Origin of the sequence: Lysinibacillus sp. NPDC093190 (genome assembly GCF_050280425.1) — a bacterium.
Lineage (GTDB): Bacteria > Bacillota > Bacilli > Bacillales_A > Planococcaceae > Lysinibacillus.
Genome location: NZ_JBNNVG010000025.1, coordinates 70,860 through 82,938, shown reverse-complemented (window position 1 = coordinate 82,938; position 12,079 = coordinate 70,860). Strand labels below are relative to the sequence as shown.

The 12,079-nt window shown below is 37.5% G+C and carries 12 protein-coding genes and 1 pseudogene; 6 read left to right on the top strand and 7 right to left on the bottom strand.

Features of this window, described 5'->3' with window-relative positions; genetic code table 11:
* Nucleotides 1-220: 220 nt before the first annotated feature.
* Nucleotides 221-409 (bottom strand): annotated as a pseudogene (locus tag ACQKOF_RS18445) (IS3 family transposase); the annotation flags it as partial.
* 319 nt (nucleotides 410-728) lie between these two features.
* Nucleotides 729-1,223 (bottom strand): hypothetical protein, encoded by a 495-nt coding sequence (locus tag ACQKOF_RS18440; protein ID WP_427560103.1) that lies wholly within the window; start codon nucleotides 1,221-1,223, stop codon nucleotides 729-731.
* A 198-nt stretch (nucleotides 1,224-1,421) separates the two neighbouring features.
* Here ACQKOF_RS18440 and ACQKOF_RS18435 point away from each other — a divergent pair, with 198 nt between their 5' ends.
* A complete protein-coding gene (locus tag ACQKOF_RS18435) occupies nucleotides 1,422-1,550 on the top strand; it encodes a hypothetical protein (protein WP_256469430.1) in 129 nt (42 codons plus the stop codon).
* A 357-nt stretch (nucleotides 1,551-1,907) separates the two neighbouring features.
* Here the strand turns inward: ACQKOF_RS18435 and ACQKOF_RS18430 are convergent, their stop codons facing one another.
* The 4 genes from ACQKOF_RS18430 to ACQKOF_RS18415 form a co-directional block, all read right to left on the bottom strand.
* A complete protein-coding gene (locus ACQKOF_RS18430) occupies nucleotides 1,908-2,480 on the bottom strand; it encodes a 5' nucleotidase, NT5C type (RefSeq protein ID WP_427560093.1) in 573 nt (190 codons plus the stop codon).
* A 12-nt stretch (nucleotides 2,481-2,492) separates the two neighbouring features.
* The gene (gene ispG, locus ACQKOF_RS18425; protein ID WP_427560090.1) at nucleotides 2,493-3,608 is read right to left on the bottom strand and encodes a flavodoxin-dependent (E)-4-hydroxy-3-methylbut-2-enyl-diphosphate synthase; all 1,116 of its coding nucleotides are present in this window, start codon (nucleotides 3,606-3,608) and stop codon (nucleotides 2,493-2,495) included.
* A 95-nt stretch (nucleotides 3,609-3,703) separates the two neighbouring features.
* Nucleotides 3,704-4,048 carry a hypothetical protein gene (locus tag ACQKOF_RS18420; protein WP_427560087.1) on the bottom strand — a complete coding sequence of 115 codons (345 nt, stop codon included), beginning with the start codon at nucleotides 4,046-4,048 and terminating at the stop codon, nucleotides 3,704-3,706.
* A 52-nt stretch (nucleotides 4,049-4,100) separates the two neighbouring features.
* A complete protein-coding gene (locus ACQKOF_RS18415; RefSeq protein WP_427560085.1) occupies nucleotides 4,101-4,619 on the bottom strand; it encodes a DUF1189 family protein in 519 nt (172 codons plus the stop codon).
* 195 nt (nucleotides 4,620-4,814) lie between these two features.
* On the opposite strand from ACQKOF_RS18415, the gene ACQKOF_RS18410 reads away from it, so the two are divergent.
* From ACQKOF_RS18410 to ACQKOF_RS18395, 4 genes are all read left to right on the top strand, one after another.
* Nucleotides 4,815-6,446: a Na/Pi cotransporter family protein gene (locus tag ACQKOF_RS18410; protein WP_427560083.1), complete on the top strand. Its 1,632-nt coding sequence runs from the start codon at nucleotides 4,815-4,817 to the stop codon at nucleotides 6,444-6,446.
* A gap of 68 nt (nucleotides 6,447-6,514) precedes the next feature.
* The gene (locus ACQKOF_RS18405; protein WP_427560081.1) at nucleotides 6,515-6,994 is read left to right on the top strand and encodes a DUF456 domain-containing protein; all 480 of its coding nucleotides are present in this window, start codon (nucleotides 6,515-6,517) and stop codon (nucleotides 6,992-6,994) included.
* Nucleotides 6,995-7,166: 172 nt separating this feature from the next.
* A complete protein-coding gene (locus tag ACQKOF_RS18400) occupies nucleotides 7,167-7,772 on the top strand; it encodes a superoxide dismutase (protein WP_427560079.1) in 606 nt (201 codons plus the stop codon).
* Nucleotides 7,773-8,161: 389 nt separating this feature from the next.
* Nucleotides 8,162-10,366 (top strand): peptidoglycan D,D-transpeptidase FtsI family protein, encoded by a 2,205-nt coding sequence (locus ACQKOF_RS18395; RefSeq protein WP_427560076.1) that lies wholly within the window; start codon nucleotides 8,162-8,164, stop codon nucleotides 10,364-10,366.
* Nucleotides 10,367-10,502: 136 nt separating this feature from the next.
* Here ACQKOF_RS18395 and ACQKOF_RS18390 read toward each other — a convergent pair whose 3' ends face one another.
* A complete protein-coding gene (locus ACQKOF_RS18390) occupies nucleotides 10,503-10,697 on the bottom strand; it encodes a hypothetical protein (protein ID WP_427560073.1) in 195 nt (64 codons plus the stop codon).
* 379 nt (nucleotides 10,698-11,076) lie between these two features.
* Here ACQKOF_RS18390 and ACQKOF_RS18385 point away from each other — a divergent pair, with 379 nt between their 5' ends.
* On the top strand, nucleotides 11,077-12,051 hold the full coding sequence (locus ACQKOF_RS18385; protein ID WP_427560070.1) for a PstS family phosphate ABC transporter substrate-binding protein: 975 nt from the start codon (nucleotides 11,077-11,079) through the stop codon (nucleotides 12,049-12,051).
* The last annotated feature ends 28 nt before the right edge of the window (nucleotides 12,052-12,079 follow it).

The window sequence follows — 12,079 nt, the reverse complement described above, 5'->3', positions numbered from 1 at the left end:
GGCAAAATTAAAAACGAGTCCGGTGCAATACCGAACTCGTTTTACCCAAGCTGCCTAATGAATAACCGTGTCTAACTTTTAGGGGTCACTTCAAATTTGCGAAAAGCTACAGGGTTCTTTTATTTAACGAGAAATTCTTTAATATATTTAATTACTCTGTAATCAGTATCGCCGCTGGGGTGTTAAGAGAGTGGTATGTCAACACTAAACTGGACAAAAATTATAAGGGCTGTTTCTTGAATTCCACTGGTGTTAAATAGCCTAGAGTTCCGTGAATTCGAATGTTATTGAACCAATGAACATAATCATCAAGTTCAAGAGCGAGCTGTTCAAGAGAAGTGAAATGAGCTCCATTAGCGAATTCTGTTTTAAATACTTTAAACGTAGCTTCAGCCACGGCATTATCATAAAGAGTAACAGCCTAGAAGGAGCTGCAACGAGACGATGACGCTAACAATTAAACAAAAACAGGCGGTTCAGCCGATGTAGTCATTTTTCCAAACAGATATAGCCCAATCGTAAACGTTGTGAACTATTGTATACGGAAGACATTCCATTAACCGTCTTAGGGAACTGTTCTAACTTGATAAACGGGGAGCTTTAGTTAAATTTTCGATTCACGAAATATCAAAACAAAAAGACAGAATTTAATCTACACGTTTTGTAGATTAAATCTGCCTTTTTTTAAAAACAGTAACAATCTTTGAGAAAATTGCCTTGATTAAAAGCTACGGAGTTTGTTTTTGTAAAAATGTATCATATATGTGATGAAGTGCATCTTCGCCAGTCATTTCTAGAATCGTTTCGTTATTAAAAATAAGTGTTACATTTGTGAGAGCGCTATCAATTTTATTGTTCTCAAAAGTGCACGTAACCTTTACTACACCTGTTTCTGCTAGTTGTTTTTTTATTGTATCATCCCACTGCTGCTCAGAAAATAGTGGTGCTTGCCATGTACCTCTCACATGAAGCTCTCTTTTTTCATCGTCATAATCCCAGCGTACGTCACGTAAAATAGTTTTAAACAGGTCATTAACCGTAAAAGATGTATCTTTATAGTTAATGGCAATTGCTCGTATAGCATGTACATCACGACCAACTGCACTGGCTGCAGTTTCTGCTGCTGAATTTATGCCTGAAACCGCTTCTTTAATTTCAGATAATCGATCACCACAGCCAGCTAGCAGCGCGCAAAGACATGTTATACAAGCTACCTTTGTCATCCATCTCACAAGTAGTCCCTCCAGTATTGCAAGTTGTTACTACTATATTAACGAAAAAAAAACTATGAAGAAAGGGCATGAAGGCGGCAGATTGTGACGGTTTTGCAACGATGCGACCTCCACTAGAATGTTCAAGAAATTGTAAGTTTGAGTATCTGAAAATTTAGTAAATTCACCGAAGAAAAGGAGCGGTTTGTGGTGAAGATTAATGATGAATTACTTGAGCGATTAGGAACTTATTTCGTATACCATGCTGTTTATGAAAATTATGGCATTACCTTTGAAAATTTTGTGGAGCGTTGGTTACGAGGGATACTTGATGTATAAAAGAAGAAGAGTCGTGTTCAATACATGAACACGACTCCCTTAACTTATTTCAGCAAAAGTCTCCCACATCTATAGGGCGTGAGATGAATGCAGGTTTAAGTTATTTTTCGGGTGTACAAACATCCGCTGAAAAAGAGGAACTCAGTCTAAGAACGCCACGTCCTGTGGCAACGACTGAGTGACCAACATCTTGTTGGCCCAAAGCCTCCGGCGGATGTCACGGAAATCGGAAAGGAGTGCTTATAGGATGTTAGCCTAAAATCATCGCATCCATGCGATAACGGCTAACTGACCTGCATCGTGCAGGCCTAAGCACAAAGCCGATTCCGGACGCAATTATGCCGAGGCATAATTGATTTATTTAAAATAGTTAGTGATAAATTGGTGGGCTTCTTGCCAGTTATAAACTCGTACGACATTGTCCGGAATAGCAAGACGATTATACGGAGTGTCAAATAATACGACCGGTATTTTTAATTCCTCCGCAAGCATAACTGCATTATCATGCTTATCCTCAAAGAATGCCTCAACACCATGTTTTTTTGCTACAGAAACCTTATCGTGACTACCAATGAGCTCGATATGATCGTACGGAATAGACTGTGAATTAAACCAATTTACCGTAACATCTGATACATTCTCACCACGTGCAGAGATGTAATAAAGTTCGTAGTTTTCTTTCCACGTATTTAAAATATGTTTCGCATCTTTAGCTGCTTCAGATACTTCATACATAAATGGCTCATTTTCTTTAAACCATGTATTAAATGCTACACGATCAACAGGGTGGGGAAATGCTGATAAAAAATCATATTCGCACACATCGTCGAGTGTAATATTTACATTGTATTGTTTATTGATATGTGGGATGAGTGTACTAGGACATGTCACTGTTCCATCGATATCAATACCGAAACGGGGCTTTTTCATGCTAGCACCTCCTTAGGCGTTCGCTTTTTCTGCTTCTTCAGCCGCGCGTTTTTCTACCATTTCAGCTGCTAATTTATCGATTTCCTTTTTCAACTCTTCTACCATTGTTTCTTCAGGCACTTTACGAACTGTTTTGCCCTTCATAAATAGTAAACCTTCACCACGAGCACCAGCAATACCGATGTCGGCTTCGCGTGCTTCACCAGGACCGTTAACCGCACAACCAAGAACAGCTACTTTTAACGGTACATTAAGTTTAGAAATATATTCTTCTACTTCATTGGCAATTGAAATTAAATCAATTTCGATACGACCACATGTTGGACAAGAAATAAGGGTTGCCATATTAGAAGCAAGACCAAATGATTTTAATAGCTCACGTGCTACTTTTATTTCTTCAACAGGGTCTGCTGATAGTGATATACGTAATGTATTACCAATACCTTTTGATAGAATTGCACCAAGGCCAGCTGCTGATTTTACTGTACCAGCAAATAATGTACCTGATTCAGTAATTCCTAAGTGTAAAGGATAATCAAAGGCTTTAGCCGCTTTTTCATAGGCTTCAATCGCTAGATTTACGTCTGATGCCTTCATGGATACGATAATATCGTGAAAGTCCAAGTCCTCCAAAATTTTAATATGGTGGAGGGCAGATTCTACCATACCGTCTGCAGTAGGGTAACCGTATTTTTCTAAAATATGACGCTCTAATGAACCAGCGTTTACCCCAATACGGATTGGAATACCTTTAGCCTTTGCTGCATTAACAACAGCCTCTACTTTTTCCTTGCGCCCAATATTACCTGGGTTAATACGAACTTTATCAATACCATTTTCAATTGCTTTTAATGCTAATTTATAGTCAAAGTGAATATCAGCTACTAATGGAATATGGATACGTTTTTTAATTTCTGCAATCGCATCAGCTGCTCGCTCATCTGGTACTGCGACACGAACAATTTGACAGCCTGCTTCCTCAAGACGAAGAATTTCCGCTACTGTTGCTTCGACATCATGTGTTTTTGTTGTACACATACTTTGAATGAATAATTCATTACTACCACCTATTGTTAAGTTACCGACACGCACGGGACGTGTATTTGTACGGTGACAAATTTCACTCATTAACTTTCTCTCCTTTTCGGGCCATACTTTCGACCGTCACTGACATTTATTTTAGCAGTGTAAGAAAATAAGGACAAGGAAGAAACGCTAACTTTTCATTTTCCACATTTGTTTTCAAATTCAAATGACAGCGGAAGCTTAATATTTTCACCAGGAACAAGAGCCTGTAATTGTAAATGCGGATTCAATTCATAAAAAAGTTGTAAACGTTCAGGAAAGGTCATGGGTACTTTTGCAGGATGAAGTGCAAATAAACTGTGAATGGTATCACCTTGAATAGTCTGTACAGTGATATAATTTGGCTCTTGCTGCTTTTCACAAAGGGCGTTTTCCGTATTTTTCGGAGAAATGGCAGCAAAATGTAATGAACCTTCTGTTAAATCTACTTTCATGACAAAAGCAAAAATAATGATGATAGCTGTTAACACTAAAGCACGCAAAAAATCCCCTCCTTTTCTACACTATATTTAGAAGAGAGGGGAATCATGCACATTATTTTGTGTTTGGTTGTTTTGGATACTTTGTCATGGCAACGATTAGTAGAGTCACTGTTAAAAATAAAGAGAAAACAGAGATAATTGTACTGTTAATCGGTAGATAATCTGATAGCATACTTATTAGAGTTGCCCAAGTCATAGCAAATGTTGTAGTACGCCAAATATGACGGTATTCTCCGCGACGTTTCATGACTTTTAAAATCAGTAGACCTGCCAAGGCATAGAGAGCAATTTGTGCAAAAATAAGCATCGTTGTAAAAACAAAAAGCATGATGAATGTCACGGGATACAATACCCATTTAACGCCTTCTATGTATTCAGTTATACCATTTAAACTATTCATATCAAATGTATCAACAGACATACCAGCCGTAAAACGACCAAATGAGAAAACTGTAACAACAGTAATTAGAAGAAAGGTATATTGAATGACTTTTCCTATAGGTAATAAACGATAGGCAGCAAGTTTTTTTGGATGAATTAGGCTATCGATAAATAGTTGCGAGTGTTTCATAAACATATCTCCTCCAATCGCTATTTTATCATGTTCAACATTGACAAGATATGAAATAAGTAATAATAACTGAGAATACGATGATGAAATGTTAATATTGTGTAAAGAAGTTAAAGGTTTTCTTTACTTTTTCTATACTATCATTTAAAGATTAGGAATAGAGTAGTAGAGACGTAGGAATTGGAGCGAATACAATTGACAATAGATTGGCAAAGCATACTGTTTCAATTTTTAGGTGGTTTAGGAGTCTTTTTATTTTCCATTAAATTTATGGGGGATGGGCTCCAAAAATCGGCAGATGATCGACTGCGTGAATGGTTAAATCGTTTTACAACAAACCCTTTAATGGGAGTGTTAGTAGGCATAATTGTAACGATTTGTATCCAGTCGAGCTCTGCAACGACGGTGATTACGGTTGGGCTAGTGAGTGCAGGGTTTTTAACATTGCGTCAAGCAATCGGTGTCATCATGGGGGCCAATATTGGAACGACCATAACCGCATTTATTATTGGTATTAATATCGGCATTTATTTTTATCCGTTATTGGCGATTGGTGCAGGGCTGTTATTTTTCTTTAAGAAAGCGACATATCAGTATATTGGACAAATATTATTTGGCTTCGGGGGATTATTTTTAGGATTAGAGTTAATGAGTGCAAGCATGCAGTCACTTCATCAATTAGCGGACTTTGAATCATTAACGCTTCATCTAAGTAATCAGCCTATTTTAGGAATTTTTCTTGGGTCAGTTTTTACATTGCTTGTTCAAAGCTCAACAGCGACTGTTGGTGTGCTACAGGGCTTGTATGCTGAGCATTTAATTGGCTTAGATAGTGCTTTACCTATTTTATTTGGTGAAAATATAGGCACGACCATTACAGCAGTATTAGCTTCACTTGGTGCTTCTATATATGCTAAACGTGCGGCAGCGGCACATGTGCTATTTAATATTATAGGTACGATCATTTTCATGGTGTTCTTTACACCATTTATGCATTACGTTCAGTGGATTAGCGGGCTATTCCATTTAGAAGCGAAAATGCAAATAGCGATAGCACATGGCTCATTTAACATTATTAATATGATGATTCAGCTACCATTTATCGGAGGATTGGCTGTACTTGTCACGAAGCTAGTTCCTGGACATGATGGAAATATTGATGTGACAACGAAGCATTTAGATCCAGCATTCATTGATTCTTCTCCAGCGATTGCACTTGGACAAGCGAAAGAGGAAGTGTTACGTATGGGGGAGCATGCCCTTCATGGTTTAGAAGAAACATTTTTATATATGAAAACAGGTGAAGCTACTCATATTCCTACAGTTTTACAATTAGAAGTAGCGCTCAATCATTTAGACAAGGAAATCACGAATTACTTAGTGATGGTGTCTAAGCAGCCACTTTCTCGTGCAGACTCAGTAAGACACCATACACTTCTAACAAATGTACGAGACATTGAACGTATTGGCGATCATTTTGAAAATATTTTAGAGCTTTTACAATATAAAGATCATCATGAGGTAAGTTTAAGTAAGTCAGCACGACAAGATTTAATAGGCATGTTTAGCTTAGCGATTGAAGCTGTACGAAAGAGTATAGCGGCTCTGGATACAGCTAGTTTGAGCTTGGCACAGGAAGTAACTGAGCTCGAAAGCTTGATAGATGATATGGAAGATAAGCTAAGACAAAAGCATATTGCGCGCTTAAATACAAATGAATGTAATGGAGCGGCGGGAATCGTCTATACGGATATCGTTAGCAATTTAGAACGTATAGGAGATCATGCTGTAAATATAGCTGACTCTATTTTAGGAATTAGACATTAAATGAACGAAACTTTTAGCTTTGTGAATCCGTATGAAAGGCAATGCACGACAAAAGGAGAGAATTTTTTATGGAAGTTGTTGGCTGGATCTTAGTGATTTCCTGCTTTGTCATTTCATTTGTTGGATTGGTTTACCCGATAATTCCAGGTGTGCTTTTTTTAGTCGGTGGTTTTTTAGTATATGGATTATTTTTTTCATTTGCAGAGCTAAGCTGGTGGTTCTGGGCGAGTGAAATTATATTTGTTGTCATATTATTTGTTGCTGATTCTGTAGCAAGTGCCTTAGGTATTAAAAAATTTGGTGGTTCAAATGCTGGTATGTGGGGCAGTACCATTGGTTTATTAATCGGTCCTTTCGTCATTCCAGTTGTAGGTATATTTGTTGGTCCATTTTTAGGAGCGGTGATTGCAGAGCTAATCGTAGAGCGTCGTACATTTGGAGAGGCTGTAAAAAGCGGTGTTGGCTCTCTCATAGGCTTCTTAGTATCAACACTTGCAAAAGCAGTAATTCAAATCGTCATGATTGTTGTGTTCTTTATAGCGATATAATTTTTCCTATAGATTAGCTATTTGAAAAACAGGGTAGTATAGTAATCGTATTGGCTTTTCAGTCAAAAGGCTGAAATCTTTAATTTGAAGTATTTTTCGTTGAATGGTTTGACCAATTTTGATAATCTAAGAATGTACTAATTATTTCTTTACTTTAGGGAGGAACTTAACAATGGCTTACGAATTACCACAATTAACTTACGCTTATGACGCATTAGAACCACATATCGATGCAAAAACAATGGAAATTCACCATTCTAAACACCACAATACTTATGTAACAAACTTAAACGCAGCAGTAGAAGGTACTGAATTTGCTGAAAAAGACATTAACGATCTTATCGCAAACATTGATGCTCTTCCAGCTGACAAACAAGCTGCTGTACGTAACAACGGTGGCGGACATGCTAACCACTCATTATTCTGGGAAGTAATCGCTCCAGGCGGTTCAAAAACTCCAGTTGGCGAAGTTGCAAAAGCAATCGATGCTAAATTTGGTTCTTTCGATGCATTCAAAGAAGAATTTGCAAAAGCTGCTACAACTCGCTTCGGTTCAGGTTGGGCTTGGTTAATCGTTGATGGTGACTCAGTTGCTGTTACATCTACTCCAAACCAAGACTCTCCAGTTATGGAAGGTAAAACTCCAGTTCTAGGTTTAGACGTTTGGGAGCATGCTTACTACTTAAACTACCAAAACCGTCGTCCAGATTACATCGGTGCATTCTGGAACGTAGTAAACTGGGATGTAGTGGAAGCTAAATTCCAAGCTGCAAAATAATCTCTGTTTATTAGAAGGCTATGTCAAAGGTGATGAGTCACTTGAGGCATAGCCTTTTTTGCTGTCTTTTTTAGGTTCTATAATGTTTGAGATATACAATACAATCTAAGGTGGAGGTGAATGCCCCAACACTCATATTGGCAGAAAGGGAGGAGCAATCGCCGGAAAGTTTGGGAAAGCTTCACATTATACCTCACCCTCCCAATATTTAATGTAAAAACTATTTTTCTAGCAATCGATAAAAAACAGAAACTTTTCATCTTAAAGTGCGTCAAATAAATGATGTTTTCAAGAGTAAATTCTTAAGTGCATGCTTTCCTGTCGTACCTTCGAATGGTATACTAAATATCGTGTATTTAAATTGTAATTAGATGAGGAGGGGAATACATATGCGCAAAGTACCGGGAAAAAATCGCGCGACGAGTGTTAAAGCAAAACATCACTCTAATTTAACATTTCGTATGAATGTCCTTTTCTTTGCTATATTTATCGTATTTTCGATGCTAATTTTTAGACTTGGCTATATGCAAATCGTAAAAGGGGAAGATTATGTACGCGATTTAGAGCGTAAAGAGGAGGTAGCTGTCAATACAAGTGTGCCAAGAGGCCGTATGTATGATCGATACGGGCGTATTTTAGTGGATAACCAACCAGAAAATGCTATTACGTATACGAAAATGTCGACGACAACAACAAAGGACATGCTAGACATAGCCGAAAAGCTGGCACAATTGATTGAGCAGCCAACGAACCGTGTCACATTACGTGATAAACAAGATTTTTGGATTATAAAAAATCATGATGCTGCCTATGCAAAAGTAACAAAGAAAGAAGAAAAGAAAATTAGGGCACAAGAAGATGTAACGGAAAGTCAAATCAATGCACAGATAGATAAACTTGTTCGTGAACGAATCACAAACGAAGAAATACTACAGTTGACAGATAAGGACTTAGAAGTATTAGCAATTTATCGAGAGATGGTATCAGGCTACAATTTATCACCGCAAATTATTAAGAGTGAAAATGTATCTGCCGATGAATTTGCACGTGTCTCTGAGCGTCTAACTCAACTACCAGGCGTTAACACAACAACTGACTGGAAGCGTTTGAAATTATCATCACTCGCTATTTTAGGACGCACAACAGTACCAGCAAAAGGGATTCCAAAAGAAAAGCTGAATTATTATTTAGCTCGTGATTATTCACGAAATGACCGTGTTGGTGAAAGTTATATTGAAGCGCAATATGAAGATTTACTGCAAGGGCAAAAATCAGTTGTTAAAAATATTACGAATAAAAAAGGGCAGGTAGTTGATACCGTTACGACCTATGATGGTAAGCCTGGTAATGATTTAGTCTTAACACTAGATAGCGAGTTAACAGCTGCAACTGAAAAAATTGTCGAGGAAGAATTGCTTCAATTAAAATCACGAGGGGCTTCGTCTTTACTTGATCGTGCCTTTTTAGTCATGATGGACCCAAATACAGGCGATATTTTATCAATGGTTGGTAAAAAAATCGAAAAAAATCCTGTAACAGGAAAGAATGAAGTCGTTGATTATTCGTATGGCACCTTTACAACAGCTTATGAGGCAGGTTCTGCAGTTAAGGCAGCAACATTATTAACTGGTTATAACCTAGGAGCCATTACGCCACGTACTGTATTAGGGGATGAACCAATCCATTTATTAAATACACCAGTAAAAAAATCTATTTTTAACCGTGGTGGCTATATTTCAATGGATGGTTTAAGAGCCTTGGAGCAATCTTCTAACGTTTATATGTTTAAAACAGCTTTGCTTATTAATGGAACACCATATAGCTATGGGATGCCACTTCGTTTAAATGATGATACATTCCCAAAAATGCGTAATTCTTATGCACAATTCGGGTTAGGTGTAAAAACAGGGATTGATTTACCAAATGAAGTTATTGGGGTACAAGGTCCGACTGGTCCAACCTATGGGGGTAAAGCACTCGACTTAGCTATTGGACAGTATGATACGTATACACCGTTACAATTGGCACAGTATATCTCGACAATTGCAAATGGCGGCTATCGCATTCAGCCACATGTTGTGAAGGAGGTACGTGAGCCATCAAAAGATGGGCAATCGCTAGGTCAATTAGTAAAAGAAATAGGACCAACAATTTTAAATCATATTGATAATTCATCAGATGAAATTAACTATGTAAAACAAGGGTTACGTCGTGTTTATACTGGCGCAAAGGGTACAGCAAAAAGACAATTTGGAAATGCACCTTATACAGCGGCAGGGAAAACAGGGACAGCTGAAGTAATGTATTACGGGGATTTACGAGAGCATTGGGGTCAGTATTCACTTACTTATACACATGTTGGCTTTGCCCCTTATGAAAATCCTGAAATTGCCTATGCCGTAGTTATTCCTTGGGGATCAACAAACCCTAACCAACCTTTTTCGGCTAATAGTGATATTGCAAGAAAGGCTGTGGATAAATATTTCGAGTTAAAGGCAAAATATAACGCTGAAAAAGTGACAGATAGTAATGTAAAACAACCAATTTTACCAGCTATTTCAAAAGACAAAATTGGTGAAGATGAGCAAAAATAAGAGAAACCGCTAGTGCATTTCAATGCCTAGCGGTTTTTTTATAGTTTCAGAGTATTATTGAATACCCGCGAAAAAACACGGTATGAAAGATCACCATTTTCATACCGTGTTTTATTTGTTTTATATACAAGACTTACTATACAGATAATTGTTGAATAGCTATTTCAAATTGTTGTTTCGGTTTTAATCCATAAATCTCTATATTATTACAGAAATAAGACTCTACCATAAAATCTACGGCTTCCTGTAGAGTATATTCACGATGTTCCATAATAAGCGTTAAATACGTTTTAAAGTAATCGGTATTTTGTACTTTTGTATGTTTAATCACAAAGTCAAACTCCTCTTAGATTATTTCCTGACACAATTGCTTATTATGGCATCTTTCCAAAAGGAAGCAAATTTATCTGATTATTAAAGGAAAACGGCTATCTGACCTGCATCGGTAAAAACGCCATGTCCTGTGGCATTACCGAAATGACCGACAACGTGTTGGCCTTCGTGCTGGCTTTAGCAGAATTCAAAATCTGGACGCATTGTTTATCTATGCGAAAGCTACAATTGTAAATTCATCTTTACAATTGTTTACAAAGCATTACATTCCTTTACGTCTCTTTTACGAACTGTTTATACGACTTCAACATTTAGTCATTATAGTAAAGATTGTAAGACAAACAACTATAAAAATGTTAGTGACGGAGGCAAATGAGATGAAAAAGTGGAAGTACTTAACGATGACAGCGGTAATGGGTTCAGCATTAATGCTTGGTGCATGTGGTAGCGACTCTGCACAAAAAGGTAACAATGCAGAATCAAACGCACCAGCGAGCTCAGGACAAGATGCTGCTGACAAAAAACTGCAAGGCGCTGTTTCTGGAGATGGTTCATCAACTGTCGCACCAATTATTGAGGCAGTTGTTGAAGAGTATGCAGGGACTCAACCGAATGTCAAAGTATCGGTAGGTGTTTCAGGTACTGGTGGTGGCTTTGAAAAATTCATCGCAGGTGAGACAGACTTTTCTAATGCATCTCGTCATATAAAAGATGAAGAGAAAGCAAAACTAGAGAAAGCAGGAATTGCTTTTACAGAACTTCCTTTAGCATATGATGGCATATCGGTTGTCGTGAACCCTGAAAATGATTGGGCGAAGGATCTAACAGTTGAACAATTAAAGAAAATTTGGGTTGAAGATGGTAAACCTAAAAAATGGTCTGATATAGATCCATCTTGGCCAGATGAAAAAATCGTGTATTACTCACCGGGTACTGACTCAGGGACGTATGATTACTTTGATGAAATAATTTTAGACGGTGCTGATCTAGCAAAATCAGCAACATTATCAGAGGATGATAACATGCTAGTTCAAGGTGTAGCGGGTGACAAAAACGCAATCGGCTTCTTTGGCTATGCTTACTACTTAGAAAATAAAGATAAATTAAGTATTGTGAAAGTAAACGGCATTGAGCCAACAAATAAAACAATCGAATCTGGTGAATACGCACCGCTTTCACGACCACTATTTGTATATGTGAAAAATAGTGCTATGAAAGATAATGAAGCGGCATATGATTTCATCAAATTTACACTTGAAAACGGGGGAGACATGGCAAATGCAGTTGGTTATGTCAGTCTACCTGAAGATAAATATAGTGAAGCTTTAAAAACTTTAGAAGGCTTAAAATAAGTAGACATGCATAGAGGGAAAGAGATGT

Bases quoted from the DNA above. Each gene is read 5' to 3' on its own strand.
- ACQKOF_RS18385 (WP_427560070.1), top strand. From the start codon at position 11,077: ATGAAAAAGTGGAAGTACTTAACGATGACAGCGGTAATGGGTTCAGCA.
- ACQKOF_RS18440 (WP_427560103.1), bottom strand. From the start codon at position 1,223: ATGACAAAGGTAGCTTGTATAACATGTCTTTGCGCGCTGCTAGCTGGC.
- ACQKOF_RS18430 (WP_427560093.1), bottom strand. From the start codon at position 2,480: ATGAAAAAGCCCCGTTTCGGTATTGATATCGATGGAACAGTGACATGT.
- ACQKOF_RS18405 (WP_427560081.1), top strand. From the start codon at position 6,515: ATGGAAGTTGTTGGCTGGATCTTAGTGATTTCCTGCTTTGTCATTTCA.
- ispG (WP_427560090.1), bottom strand. From the start codon at position 3,608: ATGAGTGAAATTTGTCACCGTACAAATACACGTCCCGTGCGTGTCGGT.
- ACQKOF_RS18415 (WP_427560085.1), bottom strand. From the start codon at position 4,619: ATGAAACACTCGCAACTATTTATCGATAGCCTAATTCATCCAAAAAAA.
- ACQKOF_RS18395 (WP_427560076.1), top strand. From the start codon at position 8,162: ATGCGCAAAGTACCGGGAAAAAATCGCGCGACGAGTGTTAAAGCAAAA.
- ACQKOF_RS18400 (WP_427560079.1), top strand. From the start codon at position 7,167: ATGGCTTACGAATTACCACAATTAACTTACGCTTATGACGCATTAGAA.